At 73.9% G+C, this 23,266-nt stretch carries 22 protein-coding genes and 1 riboswitch; of the genes, 9 read left to right on the plus strand and 13 right to left on the minus strand.

The annotated features are described in order from the left end of the window. The first annotated feature begins 21 nt into the window (after nt 1–21). A complete protein-coding gene (locus tag CXH06_RS09665) occupies nt 22–702 on the plus strand; it encodes a response regulator transcription factor (protein WP_114854972.1) in 681 nt (226 codons plus the stop codon). A 19-nt stretch (nt 703–721) separates the two neighbouring features. On the opposite strand, the gene CXH06_RS09670 is transcribed toward CXH06_RS09665, so the two are convergent. After that, a complete protein-coding gene (locus tag CXH06_RS09670) occupies nt 722–1,951 on the minus strand; it encodes a serine/threonine-protein kinase (protein WP_114854973.1) in 1,230 nt (409 codons plus the stop codon). Between CXH06_RS09670 and CXH06_RS09675 the strand changes: the two genes are divergently transcribed. Further along, entirely contained in the window at nt 1,950–3,284 is a 1,335-nt protein-coding gene (locus CXH06_RS09675) for a hypothetical protein (RefSeq protein WP_114854974.1), read from the plus strand. The two genes, CXH06_RS09670 and CXH06_RS09675, sit on opposite strands and share 2 nt — an antisense overlap. Before the next feature lie 11 nt (nt 3,285–3,295). Here CXH06_RS09675 and CXH06_RS09680 read toward each other — a convergent pair whose 3' ends face one another. Then, a complete protein-coding gene (locus tag CXH06_RS09680; RefSeq protein WP_114854975.1) occupies nt 3,296–5,140 on the minus strand; it encodes an ABC transporter ATP-binding protein in 1,845 nt (614 codons plus the stop codon). Further along, entirely contained in the window at nt 5,137–6,972 is a 1,836-nt protein-coding gene (locus CXH06_RS09685; RefSeq protein WP_232820295.1) for an ABC transporter ATP-binding protein, read from the minus strand. The genes CXH06_RS09680 and CXH06_RS09685 overlap by 4 nt, the downstream gene beginning before the upstream one ends. Nucleotides 6,973–7,108: 136 nt before the next feature. Between CXH06_RS09685 and CXH06_RS09690 the strand changes: the two genes are divergently transcribed. The 3 genes from CXH06_RS09690 to CXH06_RS09700 are packed head-to-tail and all read left to right on the plus strand — an operon-like array spanning nt 7,109 to nt 9,286. Continuing rightward, nucleotides 7,109–7,726 (plus strand): disulfide bond formation protein DsbA, encoded by a 618-nt coding sequence (locus CXH06_RS09690; protein ID WP_114854976.1) that lies wholly within the window; start codon nt 7,109–7,111, stop codon nt 7,724–7,726. 43 nt (nt 7,727–7,769) lie between these two features. Then, nucleotides 7,770–8,243, plus strand: coding sequence for a ribose-5-phosphate isomerase (locus CXH06_RS09695; RefSeq protein WP_114854977.1), 474 nt, complete (start codon nt 7,770–7,772; stop codon nt 8,241–8,243). Beyond that, complete coding sequence (locus tag CXH06_RS09700; RefSeq protein ID WP_114854978.1) at nt 8,243–9,286, plus strand: Fpg/Nei family DNA glycosylase; 1,044 nt, start codon at nt 8,243–8,245, stop codon at nt 9,284–9,286. Before CXH06_RS09695 ends, CXH06_RS09700 begins: the two co-directional genes overlap by 1 nt. Nucleotides 9,287–9,360: 74 nt before the next feature. Here the strand turns inward: CXH06_RS09700 and trpS are convergent, their stop codons facing one another. Both trpS and CXH06_RS09710 read right to left on the minus strand, forming a co-directional pair. After that, nucleotides 9,361–10,395 carry a tryptophan--tRNA ligase gene (gene trpS, locus CXH06_RS09705; protein WP_114854979.1) on the minus strand — a complete coding sequence of 345 codons (1,035 nt, stop codon included), beginning with the start codon at nt 10,393–10,395 and terminating at the stop codon, nt 9,361–9,363. A gap of 288 nt (nt 10,396–10,683) precedes the next feature. Then, nucleotides 10,684–11,046: a biopolymer transporter Tol gene (locus CXH06_RS09710; protein ID WP_114854980.1), complete on the minus strand. Its 363-nt coding sequence runs from the start codon at nt 11,044–11,046 to the stop codon at nt 10,684–10,686. An 86-nt stretch (nt 11,047–11,132) separates the two neighbouring features. Here CXH06_RS09710 and CXH06_RS09715 point away from each other — a divergent pair, with 86 nt between their 5' ends. Together CXH06_RS09715 and CXH06_RS09720 are read left to right on the plus strand one after the other, a co-directional pair. Then, the gene (locus CXH06_RS09715; protein ID WP_114854981.1) at nt 11,133–12,158 is read left to right on the plus strand and encodes an alpha/beta fold hydrolase; all 1,026 of its coding nucleotides are present in this window, start codon (nt 11,133–11,135) and stop codon (nt 12,156–12,158) included. After that, nucleotides 12,151–12,606, plus strand: coding sequence for a GNAT family N-acetyltransferase (locus CXH06_RS09720; RefSeq protein ID WP_114854982.1), 456 nt, complete (start codon nt 12,151–12,153; stop codon nt 12,604–12,606). Before CXH06_RS09715 ends, CXH06_RS09720 begins: the two co-directional genes overlap by 8 nt. A gap of 2 nt (nt 12,607–12,608) precedes the next feature. Here the strand turns inward: CXH06_RS09720 and CXH06_RS09725 are convergent, their stop codons facing one another. The 6 genes from CXH06_RS09725 to CXH06_RS09750 all read right to left on the minus strand — a co-directional run bounded on the left by CXH06_RS09725 (nt 12,609) and on the right by CXH06_RS09750 (nt 19,288). After that, complete coding sequence (locus CXH06_RS09725; protein WP_114854983.1) at nt 12,609–13,046, minus strand: ankyrin repeat domain-containing protein; 438 nt, start codon at nt 13,044–13,046, stop codon at nt 12,609–12,611. Nucleotides 13,047–13,065: 19 nt separating this feature from the next. After that, a complete protein-coding gene (locus CXH06_RS09730; RefSeq protein ID WP_232820296.1) occupies nt 13,066–15,138 on the minus strand; it encodes an ATP-binding cassette domain-containing protein in 2,073 nt (690 codons plus the stop codon). After that, a complete protein-coding gene (locus CXH06_RS09735) occupies nt 15,110–15,691 on the minus strand; it encodes an ECF transporter S component (protein WP_114854984.1) in 582 nt (193 codons plus the stop codon). The genes CXH06_RS09730 and CXH06_RS09735 overlap by 29 nt, the downstream gene beginning before the upstream one ends. A 54-nt stretch (nt 15,692–15,745) precedes the next feature. Next, nucleotides 15,746–15,850, minus strand: a riboswitch (TPP riboswitch). Nucleotides 15,851–15,871: 21 nt separating this feature from the next. Next, nucleotides 15,872–16,438, minus strand: coding sequence for a hypothetical protein (locus CXH06_RS09740; protein WP_114854985.1), 567 nt, complete (start codon nt 16,436–16,438; stop codon nt 15,872–15,874). After that, nucleotides 16,435–18,456, minus strand: a complete 2,022-nt coding sequence (locus CXH06_RS09745; protein WP_114854986.1) for a M13 family metallopeptidase — start codon at nt 18,454–18,456, stop codon at nt 16,435–16,437. The genes CXH06_RS09740 and CXH06_RS09745 overlap by 4 nt, the downstream gene beginning before the upstream one ends. A 37-nt stretch (nt 18,457–18,493) precedes the next feature. Next, nucleotides 18,494–19,288, minus strand: coding sequence for a hypothetical protein (locus tag CXH06_RS09750; protein ID WP_114854987.1), 795 nt, complete (start codon nt 19,286–19,288; stop codon nt 18,494–18,496). Nucleotides 19,289–19,378: 90 nt separating this feature from the next. On the opposite strand from CXH06_RS09750, the gene CXH06_RS09755 reads away from it, so the two are divergent. Beyond that, nucleotides 19,379–20,431 carry an ADP-ribosylglycohydrolase family protein gene (locus CXH06_RS09755; RefSeq protein ID WP_114854988.1) on the plus strand — a complete coding sequence of 351 codons (1,053 nt, stop codon included), beginning with the start codon at nt 19,379–19,381 and terminating at the stop codon, nt 20,429–20,431. After that, nucleotides 20,428–21,123, plus strand: a complete 696-nt coding sequence (locus CXH06_RS09760; protein ID WP_114854989.1) for an endonuclease/exonuclease/phosphatase family protein — start codon at nt 20,428–20,430, stop codon at nt 21,121–21,123. The genes CXH06_RS09755 and CXH06_RS09760 overlap by 4 nt, the downstream gene beginning before the upstream one ends. A gap of 3 nt (nt 21,124–21,126) precedes the next feature. Here the strand turns inward: CXH06_RS09760 and CXH06_RS09765 are convergent, their stop codons facing one another. Both CXH06_RS09765 and CXH06_RS09770 read right to left on the minus strand, forming a co-directional pair. Continuing rightward, nucleotides 21,127–21,894, minus strand: a complete 768-nt coding sequence (locus tag CXH06_RS09765; protein ID WP_114854990.1) for a PIG-L family deacetylase — start codon at nt 21,892–21,894, stop codon at nt 21,127–21,129. Then, nucleotides 21,891–23,117 (minus strand): glycosyltransferase, encoded by a 1,227-nt coding sequence (locus CXH06_RS09770; RefSeq protein WP_114854991.1) that lies wholly within the window; start codon nt 23,115–23,117, stop codon nt 21,891–21,893. Before CXH06_RS09770 ends, CXH06_RS09765 begins: the two co-directional genes overlap by 4 nt. Between the last annotated feature and the right edge of the window lie 149 nt (nt 23,118–23,266).

Raw genomic sequence — 23,266 nt, forward strand, 5'->3', positions numbered from 1 at the left:
AGGGGCGGATATCGTGGCGCCATGGGTACCCCGCCTCCGTCCAGCATCCGCGTCCTGATCGTCGACGACCAGTCGATGATCCGCGGCGGCTTCGAGGCGCTACTGGATGCGCAGGACGGCATCGAGGTGGTCGGCACCGCGGCCGACGGCGCCGGGATCACCGGGACCGTCCGGCACCTGCGGCCGGACGTGGTGCTCATGGACATCCGGATGCCGCACGTCGGCGGGCTCGATGCGACCCGCGAGGTGCTCGCGATGCCCGGGACCCCTCCGAAGATCATCATGCTGACCACCTTCGATGCCGACGAGTACGTGTTCGCCGCCCTGCGGGCCGGGGCGAGCGGGTTCCTGCTCAAGGATTCCACACCGGAGGATCTGGTCCACGCGGTGCGCGTGGTGGCCGACGGCGACTCGCTCCTGGCCCCGCGGGTCACCCGGGCGCTGATCGCCGACTTCGTGGCCCGCCCCGAGCGGTCCGCCCGTCCGGATCCGTCCCTCAGCGCGCTCACCGAGCGGGAGCTGGACGTGCTGCGCCTGGTGGCGCAGGGGCGGTCGAACCGGGAGATCGCCGAGGAGCTGGTGATGGCCGAGCAGACCGTGAAGTCGCACGTCTCGCGGATGCTCTCGAAGCTGGGCCTGCGCGATCGCACCCAGCTGGTGGTCGCCGCCTACGAGTCGGGACTGGTGCGTCCCGGGCAGTGAGCCCGCGGCGCGGCACCGCTCAGGACAGCGCGAGCCACAGCAGGGCGCCGGCGCCGAGCAGGCTCAGCAGCGAGATCACCAGCAGCAGCATCCCGATCCATCGCCCTGTGCGCTGCGAGGGGCTCGTCGGAGCCGGCGTCGGCGCCGGCTCCTGCGGGGCGCGGCGCGTCTCCTCGGCGACGAGGTGCTCGGTGGGACCCGAGCGCGGGACGGTCGCGTCGTCGCTCGGATCGGGGCTGGTCCCCGGCCCGGGAGAGGCGGCGCTGCCGCCGCTGCTGAGCGCGGTGAGGCGCTCGTGCAGCCCCGGGGCGAGCCCCGCGAGGGTCGCCGGCCCCTCGAGCGGGACCTCGCTCAGGCCGTCGGGCGAGGGCACCTGGTCGGGGACCAGGAAGGGGGTGCCGGCGGCGGTGCGCGCCCACTGCGCCGGCGGTCCCTCGGGCCGGGGGATCGCCTCGCGGGCGCCGGCGGCCGAGGGGCGCCGTGCCGGGTCGAGGTCGAGCAGGGAGCGCAGCAGGTGCTCGAGGCCGGCGGCGGCGGGATCCGCGCTGCCGGCGAGGGTCCGGGACGCCCGGTCGGGGAGCTCCTCGGGGGCGGGCCGCTCGCGCGGCGGCAGCGGGTCCAGCGCCTCGAGGGCGCAGGCCCCGGCCGCCCACACGTCCTGGGCGAAGGAGGTCCCGGCCCCCTCGAGCAGCTCGGGGGCCATGAACCCCGGCGTGCCGTGGACGAAGCCGGTCTCGGTCAGGCGCACGTCGGTCTCGTGGAGCGCGATCCCGAAATCGGCGAGCAGCAGGTGCGGCGGGCCGTCCCCGGTGCTGTCCAGCAGGAGATTGGCGGGCTTCACGTCGCGATGCACCCAGTGCGAGGCGTGCATCGCGGACAGCGCGTCGAGCAGCTGCCGCAGCAGCTGCGCGGTCAGCGCAGGGGAGAGCGCGCCGTGCTCCGCGATCGCGCCGGCGAGCGTCCCGCCGTGCACCAGCGGCATCACCAGCACGATGGTGTCGTCCTCGGCGACCCAGGTGTACGGCGGCAGCAGGTGGGGGTGCCGGCCGAGGCCCTGGGCGGAGCCGACGGTCTGCTCGCGCACGAAGCGCAGCACGTCGGCCCCGTCGCGCTGGCGCATCACCTTCGCGGCGCAGACGACGCCATAGCGCCGGTCGATCGCGCGCCACAGGGACCCCGAGGCGCCCCGGGCGAGGGGATCGAGCAGCTCGATGCGGCCGGCGATGACATCGGACATGATGGGGGTCATGCTAGGGCACCTCCTCGATCCTCCGCCGCCGCTCGCCGGTCCTGCCGCGCGCCGGCGGCTCGGGCCGGTCCTCGTGCTCGCCCCGCTGCTGGTGCTGGCGCTGCTGCTGGGCGGCGCCGCCCCGGCGGACGCGGAGCCGACGGAGGAGGCGGTGCCCGAGCACGCCTACACCGCCGAGGGACCCGAGGTCAGCGGCGGGTCCTCCCTGGCCCAGGCACCGCTCGTCGTCCCCGGGATCCACCGGGACTCCTTCGCCCGCGGCGCACAGGACGAGGCCGACGACAGCGGCACCACGAAGTACTACCGGGTCGCCGCCGCGAGCGGGCAGCGGGTGCACGCCGCGGCCACCATCTCCGCGCCGCCGTACGCCGACGGCGTGCCGGAGGAGTGGACACCGCTCGGGGTCGACGTCTCGGTCGTCACCGCGGCCGGTGACTCCTGCGAGGAGTCCACCACCGACGACGTCGGCGCCGCGATGACCGGGGAGGGGCCGGTCACCTCGGTCGCGGTCTCCGGGACGACGGGCTGGGAGGGATGCGCGGGCGAGGAGCTGTTCCTGCGCGTCACCCGCACCGGGACCCGCTCCGCCGACCTCCCGCTGCCGGTCGAGATCCAGGTGGCGATCGAGCCGGCCGGGATCGGCGGCGGCAGCCCTGCGGTCGACGAGGAGATCGAGGACGAGGGCGCCTCCCCGGTGCCGCCCGCGCAGGAGGAGCCGTTCGTGGGCGGGCGATCCTTCGCGACGGCCCCCGAGGTCGAGCCCGGCTCCTCCGTCATCGAGCTGGTGCCCGGCGAGGTCTCGACGATGCGGATCGAGGTCCAGGAGGGGCAGCGCCTGCGGTGGCGCACCGAGGTCACCGAGCAGCCCGAGGACGCCGGCTCGCTCTCGCTGAACGTCGCCGACGCCACCCGCGGCCAGGTCACCGTGGGCGGCGGCGACTGGACCATGAGCAGCACGAGCCCCGTGAACGGGGGCGGCATGCGGGCGCCGGTGGACCTGGGCAATCGCGGCTCGGACACCGCGTCGATCGCCTCGGCCTGGCTGCCGGGCGATCAGACCGTGACCCTCCAGCGGCTCCAGCTGCCCGCCGGGGCGGAACCCGCCGCGGCCGAGCCCGTCACCGTGGTGCTCACCCTCGAGGTCGAGGGCGAGGTCGCCGAGGACGCCGCCGAGGGCACGGTGCTCGAGCTCGGCGAGACCACCGTGAGCTCCGGCCCGCTCGACGGCTCCCTGGGCCGGATCGCCCTGGTCGTCGGGGCCGGGATGCTCACCCTCCTGGCACTGGTCACGGGTGTCGCCGGCGTGCTCGTGCTCCGGCTCCGGCGGGCCTGAGCCTCAGCGGCTCAGCCGCTCCACGCCGACCACAGCCGCGCGTACTCGCCGCCGCGCGCGACGAGCTGCTCGTGCGTGCCCTGCTCGACCACCGCGCCGTCGGCCATCATGAGGATCCGATCGGCGACCATCGCCTGGGACAGGCGGTGGGCGACGATCACCGTGGTGCGGCCGCGCGCCACCTCGAGCGCCGCGTGCTCGAGCACCCGCGCCCCCGAGGAGCCCTCGTCGGCCGTGGCCTCGTCGAGCACCAGCACCGCCGGATCCTGCAGCGCGATGCGCGCCAGGGCCAGCTGCTGGGACTGCTCGGCGGTGAGCCGCTCGCCCTTCTCCCCGACCTCGGTGTCGAGGCCGCGAGGCAGTCGCCGCGCCCAGACCTCGGCGTCGACGCGGCGCAGCGCCGCCCACAGCTCCTCGTCCTCCGCCCCGGGCGCGGCCAGGTGCAGGTCCTCGCGGAGGGTGCCGCGGAAGACGTGCACGTCCTGGCTGACGATGGAGGAGTGCGCGCGCATCGCCTCGAGGTCCGCCCGGGCGAGGTCCGCCCCGCCGTGGAGCACCCGGCCGTGGCGGGGCTCGAGGGTCCCGGCGATGATCGAGGCCAGGGTCGACTTCCCGGCGCCCGAGGCGCCGACCAGGGAGACGGTCTCGCCGGCGGCGATGTCCAGGTCGATCGGGCGCAGCACGATCCGCTCCTCGCCGCTCTCGTCGGTGCCGTAGGCGTGGGAGACGTTCTCGAGCCGGATCGTGGCGCTCTCCGGGTGCTGCTCCCCGGGGGAGGCGGCGGGGTCGATCGACTCGATGACCCCGACCATGCGGGTCAGGCTCGCCGCCGCGGACTGCACGTCGTCGAGGGAGAAGATGAGGTTCTGCATCGGCCACAGCAGGCTCACCAGGTACAGGGCCGCGGCGGTCACCAGGCCGATCGGCGCCCCGCCCACGTGGACCATCCCGTAGCCGAGCACGAGCACGAGGGCGATCGCGAGGGACTCGGGCCACATGAGGATCTTCACCAGGCGCGTCACCAACGTCATCACCCGCATGCCCAGCACCGCCGCGGTCTCGGAGAGCACGGCGACGTGCCGGGTCTCGCGGCGCTCGATGCCGTAGGCGTGGACGGTGGGGATGCCGTGGATGGCCGAGAGCAGGCCCTGGGCGCGGGCGCCCATCGCCACGCGCTCGCGACGGTAGATCGGACCCGTCCGGCGGAGGAACCAGAGCGTCGCGGCCACGTACATGGGCAGCACGACCGCCAGCATGATGAGCAGCCAGGGGGAGAGCAGGACGATCCCGATCAGCGTCATCGTGACGTAGAAGACCATCTGGATGAGGTTGGGCACCACGTTGTTCACGGCGCGCGCGGTGACGTCGACGTCGTCGGCCACCCGGGAGAGGGCATCGCCGATGCCCGTGACCTCCATGGTCTGGGCCGGGAGGTCCAGGGCGCGGTCGATGACGTCCTCGCGCATCCCCGCCAGCACGCGCTGACCGAGCCCGCTGACCAGCGCCCAGCCGAGCGCGGCGAGCACGGCCTGGAGCAGGCCGGCGAGCATGATGAGGCCGCCCTGGCGCCAGATCGCCGCGGAGGCGGCGCCGTCCTGGACCAGGTCCACGGTGCCGCCGATCAGCCGCGGCAGCACCGCCGCGGCGACCGCCCCGCCGGTCACCACCAGCAGGGTCAGCAGCGCCATCACCGGGAAGCGGCGGACCCGCCCCCACAGGTGGCGTCCGGCGGCGCCGCCGCTCGCGATGGGGAGGATCTGGGCGTGCTCGTCGAGCTGCCGACGCGCGGTCGCATCGGCCTCGAGCAGGTCCTCGGTCTCGGCGTCCCAGGTGATGAGTCGCAGGTCGGCGATCATCGCTGCACCAGCTTCCGGTAGTCCTCGCGGTCCATGAGCTCCTCGTGCGTCGCCCGGGCGGCGAGGCGGCCGTCGCGGACCAGGGCCACCTCGTCGGCCGCACGCAGCAGGGCGGGGGAGCGGGTCACCAGCAGGGTGGCCCGGTCGGGATCGTGCCGAGCGGCGATCAGCGCCTCGGCGATGCGCTGCTCGGTCACGGCGTCGACGGCGGTGGTGGGGTCGTGCAGCACGAGCACCGGGGAATCGGCCGCCACGGCGCGGGCCAGGGCGATGCGCTGACGCTGCCCGCCCGAGAGGTTCGCGCCGCGATCGAGGATGCGGGTGTCATAGCCCTCGGGCAGGATCCGCAGCAGGTCGTCGGCCCCGGCGGCGTGCAGGGCGGCGTCGGCCCAGGCGTCGGGGGCGCCGCCCTCGCTCGGCGCCTCGAGGGCGGAGGTGGGCGCACGAGTGGCGAGCTGCTCGCGCAGCGTGCCGTCGAACAGGTCCACCACATGCGGCTCGAGCAGGAGATCGGCGCGGGCGGTGAAGCGGGTGGACGCGGTGAGCTCCTCCCCGCCGAGGTACACGCCCGGATGCTCCTCACGGCCGGAGAGCGCATCGATCACGGACTCCGCATCGAGCACCTCGGTGCAGGCCAGCGCGATGACGCGACCGTCGGGGACGGTGAGGTCGAGCCCGTTCAGGCTCCCCGTGGCCACGCCGCGCAGCTCCAGACCGCCGGTGCCGGGGCGGCGCTCGCCGGCGCTGGTCTCGCCGCGCTCGTCCCGGGCGGTGGCCAGGCGGTCCAGAGCGAGCTCCGGATCGTCGATGTCGCGTCCGAAGTCCGCGAGCAGGTTCCGCACGCGCCGCGCGGAGGTGGACATGCTCGCCCACCACACGGGGATCCCGGAGAGGCCCTGCAGCATGCCCATGTTGTTGCGGGCCACGCCCACCACCGCGATCAGGGTGCCGATCGCCATGTCGCCCGCGACGGTGCGCTGGGCGGCGATGACCGCGACGGCCGCCATCATGGCGGCGGTGACCAGGGTGGTCAGGCCGCTCGAGATGCCGGAGAAGCGCGCGTTGACCAGGGCGGCGTCCAGGGCGACGCGGGAGTGGCGACGGTACTGCGCGCGGGCCCGGCTCTGGACCCCGAGGCCCTGCAGCACTCGCAGGCCGTGGACGAGGTCGGTCGCGGTCGCGGCGGCGTCGGCGGCCTTGGACTGCTGGGCGTCGTAGCGCGCGGACAGCACCGGGCTGATCACCCGCACCACGATCACCATGACGATGATCCCGAGGAAGGTGGCCAGTCCCAGCCAGAGGTCGAGCACGGTGAGCCACACCCCGGCGCCGAGCACCACCACCGAGGCGGGGAACACCCACGGCAGCATGTCCATCACGTCCGAGGCCTTGTCCGCGTCCGAGGTGGCGATCGAGAGCACCTCGCCGGCCGGACGCTCCACGGCCTTCGAGCGAGGATCCAGCACGGCGGAGGTGACGGCGACCCGCAGGCGGTGCCGCTCGAACATGCGGGCGCGCTGGCTGGCCGCGAACATGATCGTCCACGCCCAGGTGCTCAGCACCCGCAGCACCACGATCCCGACGGAGCCGCCGACGGTCAGCCACAGGTTCCCCTGCACGATCCCGACGTCGATGATCAGCCCGATGAGGATCGGGATCAGCATCTCCACGCCCTCCGTGACCGTGGACAGCGCCATGATCCACGGGAGCGAGCGGCGGTGGTTGCGCACGATGGAGCGCATCACCCCGCGGGGCGGCCGGGCCGCGGTCACGGGGTTCTGGGCAGGGGAGCCGACGGCGGAGCGATCCGCCGTCTCGGAGAGGAGGGGCACCTGGTCAATCCAACTCCTCTCCCGGCTCGGCTGCAACGGGTTTTCCCGGCCGTCTCTCACCCCGTGCGCAGGATCACCGCGAGGACGGAGGCGATGACACAATGGCGCCGGACCGCCATCGACCCCAGGAGCTGCCATGAGCGATCGCACCGTCGAGCTGTTCGTCGACCCCGCCTGCCCCTACGCCTGGATGACCAGCCGCTGGCTGCACCATGCCGCCGAGGTCCGGGAGGTCACCCTCCGCTTCTCGGTGATGTCCCTGTTCGTCCTCAACGAGGGCCGCGAGCTGGACCCTGACTATCGGCGCAGCATCGACAAGTCGCCGGGCGCCGCTCGCCTCGCGATCGCCATCACCCGCGCCGAGGGCCCGGAGGCCTTCTCCGCCTGGTACACGGCCTGGGGCGAGCGCTACCACGTGGGCGGGGACAAGGACCGCCGCGCAGTGGCCGAGCAGGCCCTCGAGGCCGCCGGTCTGCCCGCCGCGCTGATCGAGGCCTACGAGCCCGTGCCCGGGGACGAGATCGACGAGGCGCTGCGCGCCTCCCACGCCCGGGCGATCTCCCTGGTCGGCGAGGACGTCGGCACCCCGGTGATCAGCTTCGGCGAGGGGACCGGCTACTTCGGACCGGTGGTCTCCCCGGCGCCGCGCGGCGAGGAGGCCGGTCGCCTGCTCGACGGGCTGCAGGCCCTCGCCCACGTCGAGGGCTTCTACGAGCTCAAGCGCACCCGCACCGGCGGCGTCGACCTCCGCTGACCCTTCCCACCACCCCTCACCCCCGAAAGCGAGACCCTCCTCCATGCGCGTCCACATCGGCACCGATCACGCCGGCTTCGAGCTCAAGAATCGGCTGGTCGACCAGCTGCGGAACAAGGGGCACGAGGTCACCGACCACGGCGCCCACGCGTACGACGCCCTCGACGACTACCCGCCGTTCTGCACCGACGTGGGCGAGGCCGTGGTCGCGGACCCCGAGGCGCTGGGCGTGGTGATCGGCGGCTCCGGCAACGGCGAGCAGATCGCGGCGAACAAGGTGGACGGGGTGCGCGCCGCCCTGGTGTGGAACGAGGACACCGCCCGCCTCGCCCGCCAGCACAACGACGCGAACGTCATCTCCATCGGCGCACGCCAGCACAGCGAGGAGGAGCTCGAGGCCCTCATCGACCTGTTCCTCGCCGAGCCCTTCTCCGGCGAGGAGCGCCACCAGCGCCGCATCGACCTCGTGGCGCAGTACGAGCGCACCGGCGGCTACGGCGCCCCCGCCGGCGCGTAATGCCGGAGGGGCACACGGTCCACCGGCTCGCCGCCGCGATCGCCCGCGGGTTCGGCGGCCGGCGGGTGCGGGTCTCGAGCCCGCAGGGGCGCTTCGCCGAGGCCGCGCAGCTGGATCAGATGGTGCTGCTGGGCGCCGAGGCGGCCGGCAAGCACCTGTTCCTCTCCTTCGCGCCCTCGGAGGACGTGGACCGCGGCTCGCCGGTGGTCCGCCACGTCCATGTCCACCTGGGTCTGTACGGCTCCTGGACCTTCGCGGGCGACCCCGGCGTCTTCGACGCCCACGCCATCGGGGCCCCGCGCCGGCGCCTCGGCGAGCAGGAGACCGCTCTCGACGGCGGTGAGGACTGGCGGCGCCTGGTCCCGCGGCCGACGGTCCGGCTGCGCCTGGCCGGGGAGCACGGGCTCGCGGATCTCACCGGACCGACGGCCTGCGAGATCCTCGACGCCGAGGAGCGTCGGGCGATCCTCGATCGTCTGGGTCCGGACCCGCTGCGCGAGGACGCCTCGGCCCGGCGCTTCGTCGAGGCGGTGCGGCGCTCCCGCACCACGATCGGGGCGCTGCTGATGAACCAGAAGGTGGTCGCCGGGATCGGGAACATCTACCGGGCCGAGCTGCTGTTCCGGGCCCGTCTGGATCCCCTGGTGCCGGGTAGGGACCTCAGCGCCGGGATGCTCGAGGAGATGTGGGAGGACCTGGTGGCGCTCATGACCTACGGCGCCCGCACCGGCCGCATCGTCACCACGCAGCCCGAGCACCGCGAGATCGAGGCGCGGATCGTGGAGCGCTCCCGGGGCACGCGTCAGAACACCGACGAGGAGGCGGACGCGGTCCCGCGCGAGCAGTCCTTCTACGTCTACCACCGCCAGACGCTGCCCTGCCGGCTGTGCGGCACGGAGATCCGCTCCGGCGATCTGGCGGGCCGCACCGTGTTCTGGTGCCCGAGCTGCCAGAGCGTCCGCAGCCGCCGCGCGCCCTGGTCCCGCGAGCATCCGGCGGCGCCCTGGGCGTTGGACGGCCCGAGCGGGCAGCGGGTCGCCTGACCCGTGCGCATTCCGCCGCTGGCTCGGGCATCCTCGGGGCGGCCCGACGCGGGGCCGGCGCCATCCCGCGCACCTCAGTAGAGCATCCCCATCGCGGCGCGTGTCTCCTCGAGCGTCTCTCCCGCGATCTGACGCGCGGCGTCGTTGCCTGAGCACAGCGCCTCTGCCGCGTCGGCCGCCACCAGCGCTGCCCGGCGCTGCCGCAGCTCGCGCAGATGCTCGTTCACCGCCTCGGTGGTCAGAGCCTTCAAGGCGCCGCTGCCCTGAGAGCCGACCTCGTCGGCGATGTCCTGCGGGGTTCGCCCCGAGCAGACGGAAGCGGTGTCGAGCAGGGCGGACACACCGGGTCGGGAGTCGGGATCGTAGGTGATGGTCCGCTCGGAGTCCGTCGGGGCCTTGCGGATCCGCTGGGCGGTCTCGTCCTCGTTCATCGCCAGGGTGATCGTGTTCCCGTAGCTCTTGGACATCGTCCTCCCGTCGAGGCCGGGAAGCTCTGGAGTCTCCGTGATCAGAGCCTCGGGCTCGGGGAACACCTCGCCGTACTTCTCGTTGAAGCGGCGCGCGATGGTGCGGGTCACCTCGACGTGGGGCAGGTTGTCCTTGCCGACGGGCACCAGGTTGCCCTTGCAGAACAGGATGTCAGCGGCCTGGTGGACCGGATAGGTCAGCAGCAGCCCGTTCAGCGCCCGCCCGGAGGCGAGCAGCTCGGCCTTGACGGTCGGGTTGCGGTGGAGCTCGGCCTCCGTGACAAGGCTCAGGAACGGGAGGAACAGCTGGTTGAGCTCCGGGATGGCCGAGTGGGTGAAGATCGTCGACCGGCCCGGATCGATCCCGGCGGCGAGATAGTCCAGGACCGCGCTGTACACGTTCTCGCGGAATGCGCCGGCCGTGTCGCGGTCCGTGATCACCTGGTAGTCGGCGATGATCACGAGCGTCTCGACGCCGGCGTCCTGCAGGCGGACGCGTTCACGGATCGTGCCGACGTAGTGGCCCAGATGCAGCTGTCCTGTGGGGCGCTCACCGGTCAGGATGCGGTATCGGCTCGGATCCGAGCTGATCGAGGACCGCAGGGCGGGCATGCGCTCGGAGAGAGCGGAGAACGAGTCCATGGAGTGCTCCTTCGAAGGAAGTGAGCTGCACGGACAGAGGTGCCACGGGGTCGCGGGCTGCCGCGCAGCCCGCGATTGATTGCGTCACGGCTGCAGGAGCAGCCGCCACCAGGAGGAACCGGAAAGACGCATGAGCCGAGCGTAACCCAGTCCAGTGGCTTGCGAGACAATGTGGGCGAGGGACGGCATCAGGTCTCTTGCGGGAACACTGCTCGTCCATGCCCTCTGGACCGTCGCTGTGGTCGGAGTGCCACCCTTGTTGCTGGACGCCGTCGGCATCGTCCCCGGCTAGTGCGCCTCGTCCATCAACCCGTCGAGCTGGGCGAGACGGTCCCGCGCCTGCTGGAGCCGCTCCTCCTCGGGTCGTTCCCACCACGCTGCCCCACGCTCTCCCAGCCCCTCCTTCGCGAGCTGGACCTGCGCTCGGGCGGCACGGAGCGCTGCATCATCGTCTGCGCGCTTGGCGCGGCCGACGGCCGAACGAGCCCGGCCCAGATGGCGCGTGAGAGCACGGACGACGTCCTCGCCGAGGGCGGGATCGGTGCTCCGCCACCGCCGGCCGTGGAAGACCCGGTAGCGGCCGTCCTCGGTGAGCGAGCCCTCGTCGGGATCGTCGCCCACATCGGGCCGGCTGACGCCGCGGTCGTCCATGAGAAGCTCCTCCATCGATCGCGGTGCACGGGCGCGTGGGAGGGACGCTACCCGGGCTCTCGTGAAGGCGCCCTAGGATCTTTCGCATGACCACTCCGCCCGCCACCACCGCCTCGGGCCGCCTCGCCGTCGGCGACGGCCACGAGATCCACTGGGAGGAGGCCGGCGCTCCCGACGGCGTCCCCGCCCTCTACCTGCACGGAGGGCCGGGAGGGCGCCTCACCCCCGGGTACCGCCGCAACGCCCCGGCGGACCGCGCGAGGATCATCGGCCTCTCCCAGCGCGGCGCCGGGGCCTCCACGCCGTCGGCCGGTGCCCCAGGGCCCGTGGACCTCTCCGCGCAGACCACCGCGCACCTGGTCGCGGACCTCGAGGCCCTGCGCGAGCACCTCGGCATCGCGGCGTGGATCGTGCAGGGCGCCTCCTGGGGCAGCACCCTGGCGCTGGCCTACGCGCAGGCGCACCCCGCGCGGGTGCTGGGCGTGGTGCTGTTCGCGGTGACCTCCACCTCCCGCCGGGAGGTGGACTGGATCACGGAGGGCGTCGGCGCCCTGTACCCCGAGGCCTGGGACGACTTCGCCGCCCTCGCCGAGGAGGCCACCGCGTATCGCCGTGGCGGGCCGCTGCGCCTGGTCGAGGCGTACCGGCAGATGATCGCCTCCCCGGACCCCGTTCTCGCGGACCGGGCGGTGCGGGCCTGGAACCGCTGGGAGGACGCGCACATCACCATCGGCGGCGGGGGAGCGGCCCACGCTCCGGAGGAGGACGCGGAGGTCACCGTGCAGGAGCGCACCTTCGCCCGCCTGGTCACCCACTACTGGGCCCAGGACGGCTTCGTCGCCGACTGGGCGGTGCCCTGGGATGCCGAGCCCGGAACGGGGCTGCTCGGGGGCATGGACCGGCTCGCCGGGATCCCCGGGGTGCTGATCCACGGCCGCCGCGACGTCTCCGGCCCGGCGCTGACCGCCTGGGAGCTGCACCGGGCCTGGCCCGGCAGCGAGCTGGTGATCGTCGAGGAGGAGGGCCACGGCGGCCCGCGCATGGCGGAGCACTGGGGCACGGCCCTGTCGGCGATGGTGGAGAAGGCTCGATATCCTGGCGACCATGCCTGATCTCGCCCTCCGCCATGCCCCGCTGGCCGCTCTGGACCCCGTGACCCTCTACCGGCTGCTGCAGCTGCGGCAGGACGTCTTCCTCGTGGAGCAGAAGGTCACCGATCCGGACCTCGACGGCCGCGAGCTCGAGCCCACCACCACTCTGATGTGGCTCGAGACCGCCGACGGCGATCCCGTCGCGCACGTGCGGCTGCTGCGGGAGGCCGACGGGTCGGCACGCATCGGCCGGGTCGCGGTCCGCGCGGACCACCGCCGCGGCGGGCACGGCCGGCGCCTCATGCTCGCCGCCCTCGAGCGCGCCGGCGAGATCGCTCCCGGCGCGGAGGTCCACATCGACGCCCAGGCCCATCTCGAGCACTGGTACGGCGCGATGGGCTTCGAGACCGTCAGCGGCCTCTTCCTCGAGGCCGGCATCGAGCACGTGGCGATGGTGCGCCGGGCCTGAGCTCAGGCCCCCGGGGCGTCCGGCCCCTCCAGCAGCGCGAGGATCTCGGCCCGCTCGAAGTACTGCGCGGTCTCCCGTGCGCTGGGTGTGCCCGCCTGCGGATCCGCCCCGGCCGCGAGCAGCGCCGCGGCCACGTCGGTGTATCCCTTGAAGGCGGCACCGGCCAGCGGGGTCTGACCGCGGTCGTTGGCGAGGTCGACATCGGCCCCGCGGTCCGCGAGGGCCCGCACCAGGTCCGCGTGCCCGTGATATGCGGCGAGCATGAGCGGGGTGTTCCCCGCCCCGTCGCGGAGGTTCACGGGGGCGCCCTGGTCCACGAGCCCCAGCAGAGTGGTGGAGTCGCCCTGCCGGGCGGCGTCGAGCAGGCTGTTCGCCAGGGCGATCAGGGCCTCGTCCTCGGAGGCCTCGGCGGGATGGTCGGCAGTCGCGTCGTCGTTCACGGCACCAGGGTAGCGACCCTCAGGCCACGAGCAGCTGGGCGAGGGCCGGCCAGATCAGCAGCAGCACGCCGATCGCGGCGCCCAGCAGGTCGGCGGCGCGCAGGGGGCTGGGCTCCGCCCAGGTGCGATGGTGGGCGGTCGCGAAGCCGCGGGAGTCCATCGCCAGCGCCTGCTGCTCGGCGCCGCGCAGGGTGTCCACGAGCAGGGCGAGAGTGGCGCCGGCCAGCAGACGCGGGGAGCGTGCGGTGCCGAGCCCGCGCCGGACCCGGGTGCTGGTGATGGTCTCCCACTGCCGGCCCAGGTGCCCCACCCGCACCAGCGCGATGACCGAGGCGGCCACGGGACGGGCGGGCAGGTGCAGACGCTGCCCGAGCGCGTCCCCGAGCGGGGTGGGCCGCACGCTGCCCAGGGCCAGCACCCCGGGCGCCACGAAAGCGGTGACCCGCGCCGCCTCCTGCAGGCCCAGCATCCACGCCGCGCCGGAGAGGGCCGGGGCCTCGCCGAGCAGCGCGGTGGTCCAGGCCAGTCCCGCGGCGGAGAGCAGGATCGGCATCATGCGCAGCGCCCCGCCGCGCAGCGTGCGCACCGCGAGCGGCGCCAGCAGCGCCGTCGGCAGGAGCGCCAGCAGCCCGCCCTGCCAGCTCTGCACCGCGAAGGAGCCGATCGCCGCCAGGATCCCGATCAGGCAGAGCGTCAGGGGGTTCAGGGCGTCGGCGGGCAGACGCCGGGGCCGCGGGGCGGGCGGCGGGTCCGAGGGCGGCAGCTCGACGCGATGGTCCGCCGCGGCGACGAGGACCGGATCGTGGCTCGCGACCAGCACCGCGGCGCCGCGGTCCCGTGCCTCCAGCAGCAGCTCGAGCACGTCGTCGCGGCGCCGGGCGTCCAGTCCCACGGTGGGCTCGTCGAGGACGAGCAGCGCGGGGTCCTGGGCGAGCGCGGCGGCGATCGCGGTGCGGCGCTGCTCGCCGCCGGAGAGCCGGTGGGGATGCGCCCCCGCGAGCTGCGCGAGGCCGGCGCGCTCGAGCAGCGCCTCGGCGCGCTCGGGATCGTCGGCCCATGGGGAGGCCAGCAGCTCCTCGCGCACGGTCGCGGCGACGAAGGAGTGCTCGGGGTTCTGCGGCACGGCGGCGATCCGTGCCCCCTCGGGTCGCCGCACGGTGCCGATGTCCGGCTCCCCGGGTCCCAGCAGCGTGTGCAGGACGGTGGTCTTCCCCGCCCCGCTGGGCCCCGTGAGGACGGTGAGCCGCCCGGTGCGGACCTCGAGCTCGAGGTCCCGCAGCCCCCGCGAGGGGACGCTCACCCCGTGCAGCGCGGCGATCACCGGTGCCGGCCCGTCCACCGGTCCCTGGTGCCGTCCGCGATCCTCGATGACCCCCTCCTGCACCAGCAGCGCTCGCTGGTCGCGCAGCACCTCCCGCGGCGGTCCGTCGGCGAGGATCCGCGCCTGCGGCCCCAGCACCACCAGACGGTCCATCTCCTCCAGCCAGGGCTCGATCCGGTGCTCGGCGAGGACCAGGGTGCGGCCCTCGGCGGCCTCGAGCACCGCCGCGCGGACCTGCGCGGCGGTGGCGGCATCGAGCATGCTGGTGGGTTCGTCGAGCAGCAGCAGGTCCGGGCCGAGGGCGAGCGATCCGGCGAGGGCGAGGCGCTGCTGCTGGCCGCCGGAGGCGTCGAGCGGAGCGCGGTCCGGTGCGAGGTCCACCCGGGCGGCGGCGAGGGCCTCCGCGGCCCGGGCGCGGATCACGGGGACGGGCAGCGCCGCGTTCTCGGGCCCGAAGGCGGCGTCCCGGGCGACGGTCGCCGCGACCAGGGCATGGGAGGGGGTCTGCAGCAGCAGGCCGCGCTCACCGGGCCGCTCCGGGGGCGGGAGCAGCCCCGCGCCCTCGCCGTCCTCGGGATCGAGGAGGCCGGCGAGGGCGCGCAGCACGGTGGACTTCCCGCTGCCGCTGGCCCCGGCCAGCAGCACCTTCTGCCCGGCGGGGACCTCGAGGTCCAGGCCCGCGATCGTCGGGGTGCTGCGGGTCAGGGGGCGCCAGCTGAGCCCCTCGAGCGCGGGAGGCAGGTCAGGCCTCCGCGACGCGCGCGTGGTCACGGCCGGCGGCCAGGGAGTCCACGGCCCCGGTGGCGACCAGGGCTCGCATGGCCGCCCAGCCCAGCACCCCGCACAGCAGGGCTCCGGAGAGGACGAAGAAGACCAGCATCATGCCGGAGAACGGCCAGCTCATCGCCGGGTAGTAGGCGATCTTCTCCCAGCCCCACTCGAGCACCGCGGAGAGCATGCCGCCGAGGATCGCGACCGGCAGGGTGAAGCGCCGGTAGCGGGTCAGCAGGAAGGCCAGCTCGACGCCGCCGCCCTGCATCAGGCCGGAGACCGCGGTGCCCCAGCCCCACTGGCTGCCCAGCAGCATCGAGACCACCGCGGCGATCATCTCCGCCAGCAGCGCGGCGCCGGGCCGGCGCACGATGAGGCCCGCGAGCATCGCCGGCAGGAACCAGATCCCCGCCAGCAGCCCCTCGGCCGGTTTGAACGCCGCCGTGAGCGGACCGATGAGGGTGTACAGCTGCCCGTACCCCAGGAACGCGACCCCGAAGGCCGCTCCGATCAGGACGGTGACCAGAAGATCGACCGTGCGCAGTCGTGCCATCACTTCTCCTTCCTCCTGCGGAAGGGGCGGCCGGTGCCTCGTTCGCGAAGGCGCCGCCCGGATATCCCGACTCCCTACGCCGGTACGGACCGGATCAGGTTCGAGGGTCTGCGCCGTGCGCACTCTCAGCACCGCGGTGGTGCTCCCCTGTCAGCGGATGACCACGGAAGTCTACCCCGCTCAGCGCCGCGAGCGGATCGCCTGGTCCACTGCTGCGGCGGTCGCCTCGGGGTCGACGGGGGACAGGAGGTAGCAGGTCGACCCGCGGCCGATGATCTCGACCATGGTGCCGGGCCGCGTCACCAGCGACCGGTAGGGCTGCTGCGGATCGCTCGGGGAGTAGATCTTCCGCGAGCCGACGGGACGCAGGTCCTCGGCCCCGGCGCTCATCGCCCGGGTACGACGCCAGCCGTATCCGCCGAGGGTCGCGCCCACGCGCTCGCCGGGCAGCTCCCGCAGCTGGACGGTGCGGAAGTCGGCCAGCGGCCACGGGCGGCGCGGCAGGAAGCCGCCGAGGCTCACGGTGACGCCGTGGGCGTCGACGATGAACCGCGTCCACAGCAGCATCCAGGTCCACAGCGCGATCCCGCCGAAGAGCGCCGCCACCCCGAGGGTCGTGATCGGCGTGGCGCGCTGCGCCATGATCACGGTGAGGACCGCCCCGACCACCAGGGTGATCCCGATCCGCGTCCACCCCACGGCCGAGGGCCGCGTCGCGCCGACGTAGAACGGCGGATCGGGCCTCACCAGATGCTCACCCGCTCCTCGGGGGCGCGCCACATGCCGTCGCCCTCGACCACGCCGAAGGCGGTGTGGAACTCCTCGAGGTGGCCGGCGACGGTGTTGCAGCGGAACTCCATCGGCGCGTGCGGGTCGATGGCGAGGCGGCGGACCGACTCCTGGTCGCGGTGACGGCCCCGCCACACCGCCGCCCAGGACAGGAACACGCGCTGCAGACCGGTGAAGCCGTCGAGCTCCTCCTCCAGCTCCTGCGCGGAGCGGCTGGCACGGTAGGCCTTCACCGCGATCGAGAGACCGCCCAGGTCGCCGATGTTCTCGCCGATGGTGAGGGCGCCGTTGACGTGGTGGCTCTCGTCGAGCTCCCGCGGGGTCAGGGCGGAGTACTGCTCGATGAGTGCGGCGGTGCGCTCCTCGAAGGCGGCGCGGTCCTCGGGCGTCCACCAGGAGACGAGATTGCCGTCCCCGTCGTACTTCGAGCCCTGGTCGTCGAAGCCGTGGCCGACCTCGTGGCCGATCACCGCGCCGATCCCGCCGAAGTTCACGGCGTCGTCCGCCTCCGCGTCGAAGAACGGCGGCTGCAGGATCGCGGCGGGGAAGACGATCTCGTTGCGGCCGGGGTTGTAGTACGCGTTGACCGTCTGCGGGGTCATGTGCCACTCGAACTCGTCGATCGGACCGCCCACCTTGGCGTACTCGAAGTCCGCCTCGAAGCGTCGGGAGGCGCGGACGGTGGCCACCAGGTCGCCGGGGACGATCTCGAGCCCCTCGTAGCTGCGCCACCGGTCCGGGTAGCCGATCTTCGGGGTGAACTTCTCGAGCTTGGCCAGGGCCTTCTCGCGGGTGGCGGGCGTCATCCACTCCAGCTCGGAGATCGACGTGCGGTAGGCGTCCATGAGCGCGTCGACCAGGGCGGTCATGCGCTCCTTGTGGGAAGCCGGGAAGTGGCGCTCCACGTACACCCGGCCCAGATCGAAGCCGACCACCCCTTCGACGAAGCCCACGCCGCGCTTCCAGCGCTCGCGCAGCTCCTCGGCGCCGGAGAGCACCGTGCCGGAGAAGGCGAAGTCCTCCTCCACCAGCGCGGCCGGGAGGTAGGGGGCGTAGGAGGAGACCGCGTGCAGCGCGAGCCACGCCCGCAGCACCGAGAGGTCCTCGGCGGCGAGCAGCTCCGCCGCCGCCGGCACGAACTCGGGCTGGCTCACGGAGACCACCTCGAGGGCGGCCGACGGGGCACCGGTGCCCTCGGCGAAGGCGTCCCAGTCGAAGGAGGGCGCGAGGTCGCGGAGCTGGGCGGCGTCCATCGGGTTGTAGGACTTCTCGCGGTCGCGCAGGCGGACCACATCCACGTGGCACGCGGCCAGACGGGTCTCGAAGTCCATCACGAGCCGGCCGATCTCCGCGGCGTCGCCCGCGGGCAGCCCCGCACGGCCCGGGAGCTCGGCGAGGCGGGCGAGGTTCGCCAGATGCGTCGTGTACGCCTCGCGGATCGCGGCGTAGCTCTCCTCGCGGTAGTAGGACTCGTCCGGCAGGCCCAGCCCGCCCTGGTGCAGCTTGACCTGGTAGCTCGTGGAGTCGTGGTCATCGGTCCACACGTACGGCAGCAGGACCGAGGCGCCGGAGTCGGGCGTGGCCATGACGCGGGTGATCGCCGCGAGGTCCGCGGCGCCGGTGATGGAGCCCAGCAGGTCCTCGAGCACGCCCAGCCCGGCCTCCTCGATGGCGTCCTCGTCCATGAACATCCGGTACAGGACGCCGATGCGGGCACGGTCGGTGCTCGGCTCGGCATCGGCCGCGCCCTCCGCCTCGGCCGCCGCCTCCTCGACGATCTCCCGCACCCGCTCCTCGGAGAGGTCCCGCAGCGCGTGGAAGGCGCCGTCGCTCGACCGGTCCGCGGGCATCTCGTGCTCGGTCAGCCAGCGTCCGTTGACGTGGCCGAACAGATCGTCCTGCAGGCGGGTCGCGGGGTCCGCGTGGTCCAGGACCAGGCCGGAGGGGCGCACAGCGGGGGTGGGGTCAGCGGTCATCGTCGGCTCCTGACAGTGGGGGTGGGTGGTGGTGGGCTCAGAGCGAGATGAGACCCAGGGAGGCGAGGGCCAGGGTGAGCAGGCCCAGGGCGAGCGGGGCATAGGCCCAGGGGCTCCTCGAGCGCTCGGCCGGGGCGCGGCGCTGGAGGACGAGGGTGGACAGGCCGCTGCCCACGGAGAGCACCGCGGTGCCGATCACGAGGACGGGCGAGAGGATCACCAGGACGGTCGCGCCGACCTGGAAGGCGACGGCGCCGATCACGTCCAGCAGGCGCATCACCACGGTGGAACGGGCGCCGACGCGATGGGCGAGCAGGGTGCCGATGGCCTCCTCGGACCAGTCACCGGGGCGCGCGATGCGGCGCCGCGTGGCGACGGTCTGGGCGGTGGCCAGGGTCAGCCACACCAGCGCGCAGCCGGCACCCACCCACACACCGAGCTCCGCGCGGATGTCCCCGGGCCACAGCAGCAGCGCCAGCAGCACGGCGGCGACGCGCAGCAGCTCGTCGACGACGCTGCGCACCGCCAGCAGGGCGGGGTTCACCGCGAGCTGCGTGCGGGTGCGGGCCACGAACAGGCTCGTGGCGACCAGGGAGGCGAGCTGCGCGGCGCCGAGCAGGAGACCCAGCAGCAGCGGCACCGGGGTCGAGGGCGCGACGGGCAGGATCGCCAGCAGCAGGAGCACGGCGATCACCGGGATCAGCAGTGCTTGGATCGACAGGCCCTTGACGAGGTCCCGGACCAGATCGGCGCCGGTGGGCGGATGGTCGTGTCCCGTGTGGTCGTGAGGATCGTCGCAGTGCGGATCGGCCGCCGCGGGGGTGTCGGTCATGGGGCTCCTTCTCGGTCCCCACCAGGGTAGCGGTGTCGGGAGACGTTACTGTCTACGGGGAAGCTTGAGCGCGGGAGGACGGAAGCGACGATGACGACCGAAGAGGGACTGTCCCCGACGCAGCGCCAGCGCGCCATCGGCGCCGTGGTCGCGGCCGCCGCGGGCGACGCCCTCGGCGCCCCCTACGAGTTCCAGGCCCCGGTGGTCGACTCCGAGGACATCGCCATGATCGGCGGCGGCGTGCTCGGCTGGCAGCCGGGGGAGTGGACCGACGAGACGGCGATGGCGATCGTGGTGCTGGAGGCCGCGATGACCACCTCGCACCACCATGACCTCAGGATCGAGACGGCGCAGGATCACATCGCCCGCGAGTGGTACTCCTGGTCGCTGGGCACCCCGGACATCGGCACCCTCACCGCCCATGTGATGCGGCGCGCCGCGGACAGCGCCCGCGAGAGCGGTCACTACGTGCCCCGGGCCCGGGACTTCCGCGCCGCCGCCGTGGCCGTGCACGAGGAGCTCCCGGCCAACGCGGGCAACGGCTCCCTGATGCGTGCGCACGTCTCGGTGCTGCCGTACCTGCTCTCCGCGGAGGACGACGCGGCCGAGGGGATCGACGCCGTGTGCCGTCTGACACATGTGCATCCGGACACCACCGAGGCCTGCATGCTGTGGGGCCTGGCCGTGCGCCACGCGATCCTCAGCGGCGAGGTCGACGTGCGGGTGGGGCTGCACCGGCTGAGCGACGAGCGCCGCACGCTGTGGACCGAGCGGATCGAGGAGGCGGAGGCGTCCGCCCCGGTGGCGTTCCGCCGCAACGGCTGGGTGGTCAGCTCCTTCCAGGCCGCCTGGTCGGCGATCACGGCCGCGGGGCCGATCCCGGAGGGGAAGTTCGACCAGCGCGACGCCCTGGTCTCCACGCTCGAGCTCGGCATCCGCGCCGGCTACGACACGGACACCATCGCCTGCATCGCCGGCTCCCTGATGGGCGCGGCGCTGGGCCCCAAGGCGGTGCCGCCAGAGTGGCGGCGCGAGCTGTTCGGCTGGCCGGGCTACGAGGTCGACGAGCTGAAGAAGCTCGCCGGCCGCGTGGTCGAGCCGATGGTCGCGAGCGGCGAGCCGGGCGCGGGCGAGGCCCGATGAGCACGCTGCGGATCGTGTCCTGGAACCTCTGGGAGCTGCGGGGCGACCTGGCCGCGCTGGTCGAGGCGGTGCAGGACCTTGCCCCCGATGTGCTGCTGGTCCAGGAGGCGCCGCGCCTGGTGCTGCCGACGACGCGCCTGGCCTGGTTCGCGCGTCAGGTGGGGCTGAGCGTGCTGGTGTCCCACCGGGGGCTCGCGATCCTCGCCACCGAGGCGGTCGCCGCCCAGGTGATCCGGCGGGGAGCGCATCCGGTCGCCCAGGTGATCACGGACCTGAACGCGACCTATCCCCGCGGTGTCGCCGCGGTGCGCCTGTCCATCCCCGGCGGCGGGGCGGTGGTGGTCGGTGCGACGCACCTCGCGCTGCAGGAGGGCAACCGCCTCCACCACGCCGAGCACCTGTCGGCGCTGGTGCGCGGGGCGGGGGCTCCGGTGATCCTCGGCGGGGACCTCAACGAGACGGCCGAGGGCTCCGCCCGGACCTTCCTCGCGCCGCTGCTCACCGATCCGGCCGAGCAGACGGAGCACACCTTCCCCGCCGCGGCGCCGACCCGCCGGATCGACGCGATCCTCGTGACCGAGGGGATCGCGGTGCGCGGCGCGCGGGCGGTGCGGTCCACCTCCCGGGTGGCCGAGGAGCGGCTCGCCGGGGCCTCGGACCACCTGCCCACGGTGCTGGACGTCAGCCTCTGAGACTCACTCCCGGCGGCGCAGCCCCGTCCGCAGCGCGACCACGTCGTCCTGCCCGCCCACGTGGCGGATCGCGATGCCGCCGGGGACGTCCTCGAGCACGGTGAGCTGGGTGCGATAGGCCCCGATCGCGCGGCGCACCGCCGCGCGAGTCTCCGGATGATCGCGCCGGACGAAGCCCCCGTCGGCCCCGTCCGAGCTGGCGACCTCGATCCTCGGCGTGCCGGTGCGGGCACAGGCGGCGGCCGTCACCTCGTGGGCGCGGACGTGGTCGGGATGGCCGTAGGTGCCCTCGTCGTCGTACCCGAGCACGACGTCCGGCCGGACCTGCGCGATGAGCGCCGCGAGGTCGGCGACGGCGTCCTCCAGGGGCCGACGGGTGAAGCTGTCGGGCCCGGCGCCGTCCGAAGGGCCCGCCAGACCGGGTCGCACCCACTGCATGCCCGAGTCCCGGTAGTCCCGCGGGGCGGCGTCGGCGGCGAGGGCCGGTGCGGTCCCCAGCCAGTGCCGCGCCGCCAGGCCCAGGGCCGCGGAGGCGGCGTCGATCTCCGCCTCCCGGATCTCCTCGAGCGGTCGGGGGTCACCGGGATCGACGGCGCCGGGCACGATCTCGCCCTCCTCGCCGCGGGTGGCGGTCACCAGCTCGACCCGGGTGCCGGCGGCGGACAGCTCCGCGAGCAGGGCGCCGCTGGACAGCGACTCGTCGTCCGGATGGGCATGGACGGCCAGCACGGTCCGGGCCCGGCCGAGCAGCTGCCAGGGGTCGCCGGTCACAGCTCCGCCCCCGCCGCCGTGTGGCGGTCGATGATCTGCGCGTAGAGCGCGGCGAGGGTCTCCGCGGAGGCCGTCCAGGTGCGGGACTCGGCGAAGGTGCGCGCGGACTCCACGGAGCGGCGATAGCCCTCGGCGTCGCCGAGCATGCTCTGCACCGCCTCCGCCCAGACGTCGGGATCGCGGCTGGCGAGGACCTGTCCGTGCGGGGCGACGGCCTCCCGCACACCGCCCGCGCAGCGCCACGCCACCACGGGGGTGCCGCTCGCCTGCGCCTCGAGGGCGACCAGCCCGAAGGTCTCCGACCAGCTGGTCAGCAGCAGCGCGCCCGCGCAGCGCATGGCCTCGGCGAGGGCGTCGCGGTCCAGGGAGCCGACGAACTCCACCCGGTCCGCGATGCCCAGCTCGCCGGCGAGATGCTCGAGCTCGGCCCGGTAGTCCGCGAAGTCCTGGGACACCCCGCCGGCGAGCACCAGGCGCGCCTCGAGCGAGGGGTCCAGGTGGGCGAGGATCTCGAGCGCGAGGTCCGGCGCCTTGAGGGGCTGCAGCCGGGCGGTGAACAGCAGGGTGGGCCGCTCCCGGCGCTCGGCGACGTCGGAGCAGGGGTGGAATCGGTCTACGTCCACCCCCGGGCGGACCACGGCGAGGCGATGGCCGGGCACGCCGTAGCGCTCGCCGATGGTGCGGGCCTCCGCCTCGGAGACCGCGACGACGAGGTCGGAGCCGGTGGCGACGAACTGCTCGCCCGGGATGCGCCCGTCGGACTCCGCCGGTTCGCCGGCATCCAGGGTGGAGGAGCCGTCCGGTGCGGCGACCGAGTGGAAGGACTGCAGGTGCGGGATGCCGAGCTCGCGGGCGAGGGGGAGCGCGGCGACGCCGCTGAACCAGTGGTGGGAGTGCACGAGGTCGAAGCGCTCGGCCGTGAGCACCTCGTGGAGCGAGCGGCGGAAGGGGGCGATGGCCTGCTCCATGTCGCTCTTGGCGAGCGGCGTCGGCGGGCCGGCGTCCAGATGGTGGAGGCGGATCCCCGCGGCCACCTCCACCGTGGCGGGGGTGTCCGGCGAGCTGCGGCGGGTGAACAGCTCGACCTGGTGGCCCAGGCGGGCCAGGGCCAGGGACTGCTCGAGCACCACCACGTTCATACCCCCGGCGTCCGCGCCGCCGGGCTCGTCGAGCGGCGAGGTGTGCAGGGAGATCGCGGCGATGCGAAGAGGCGTGTCCGACATGCTCGTCATCCTAAGTGCGATGCGCGGACGGTGGGCGTTCCGGCGATGCGGGCACCGGTGGCCGACAGTGCAGGATGACACGCTGTTCGCCCGTGACGAAACTCGAGGCGGTTTGCGTCACGGCAAGTTGAAAAGGTCCTATACATGAT

The sequence above is a fragment of the Brachybacterium sp. YJGR34 genome (assembly GCF_003347015.1).
GTDB lineage: Bacteria > Actinomycetota > Actinomycetes > Actinomycetales > Dermabacteraceae > Brachybacterium.

What these genes read in the sequence shown, in the direction of transcription:
- CXH06_RS09715 (WP_114854981.1), top strand. Translation starts at nt 11,133, where the DNA reads ATGACCACTCCGCCCGCCACCACCGCCTCGGGCCGCCTCGCCGTCGGC.
- CXH06_RS09720 (WP_114854982.1), top strand. Translation starts at nt 12,151, where the DNA reads ATGCCTGATCTCGCCCTCCGCCATGCCCCGCTGGCCGCTCTGGACCCC.
- CXH06_RS09690 (WP_114854976.1), top strand. Translation starts at nt 7,109, where the DNA reads ATGAGCGATCGCACCGTCGAGCTGTTCGTCGACCCCGCCTGCCCCTAC.
- CXH06_RS09735 (WP_114854984.1), bottom strand. Translation starts at nt 15,691, where the DNA reads ATGGCACGACTGCGCACGGTCGATCTTCTGGTCACCGTCCTGATCGGA.
- CXH06_RS09750 (WP_114854987.1), bottom strand. Translation starts at nt 19,288, where the DNA reads ATGACCGACACCCCCGCGGCGGCCGATCCGCACTGCGACGATCCTCAC.
- CXH06_RS09760 (WP_114854989.1), top strand. Translation starts at nt 20,428, where the DNA reads ATGAGCACGCTGCGGATCGTGTCCTGGAACCTCTGGGAGCTGCGGGGC.
- CXH06_RS09695 (WP_114854977.1), top strand. Translation starts at nt 7,770, where the DNA reads ATGCGCGTCCACATCGGCACCGATCACGCCGGCTTCGAGCTCAAGAAT.
- CXH06_RS09670 (WP_114854973.1), bottom strand. Translation starts at nt 1,951, where the DNA reads ATGACCCCCATCATGTCCGATGTCATCGCCGGCCGCATCGAGCTGCTC.
- CXH06_RS09710 (WP_114854980.1), bottom strand. Translation starts at nt 11,046, where the DNA reads ATGGACGACCGCGGCGTCAGCCGGCCCGATGTGGGCGACGATCCCGAC.
- CXH06_RS09755 (WP_114854988.1), top strand. Translation starts at nt 19,379, where the DNA reads ATGACGACCGAAGAGGGACTGTCCCCGACGCAGCGCCAGCGCGCCATC.
- CXH06_RS09700 (WP_114854978.1), top strand. Translation starts at nt 8,243, where the DNA reads ATGCCGGAGGGGCACACGGTCCACCGGCTCGCCGCCGCGATCGCCCGC.
- CXH06_RS09675 (WP_114854974.1), top strand. Translation starts at nt 1,950, where the DNA reads ATGCTAGGGCACCTCCTCGATCCTCCGCCGCCGCTCGCCGGTCCTGCC.
- CXH06_RS09680 (WP_114854975.1), bottom strand. Translation starts at nt 5,140, where the DNA reads ATGATCGCCGACCTGCGACTCATCACCTGGGACGCCGAGACCGAGGAC.
- trpS (WP_114854979.1), bottom strand. Translation starts at nt 10,395, where the DNA reads ATGGACTCGTTCTCCGCTCTCTCCGAGCGCATGCCCGCCCTGCGGTCC.
- CXH06_RS09770 (WP_114854991.1), bottom strand. Translation starts at nt 23,117, where the DNA reads ATGTCGGACACGCCTCTTCGCATCGCCGCGATCTCCCTGCACACCTCG.
- CXH06_RS09665 (WP_114854972.1), top strand. Translation starts at nt 22, where the DNA reads ATGGGTACCCCGCCTCCGTCCAGCATCCGCGTCCTGATCGTCGACGAC.
- CXH06_RS09745 (WP_114854986.1), bottom strand. Translation starts at nt 18,456, where the DNA reads ATGACCGCTGACCCCACCCCCGCTGTGCGCCCCTCCGGCCTGGTCCTG.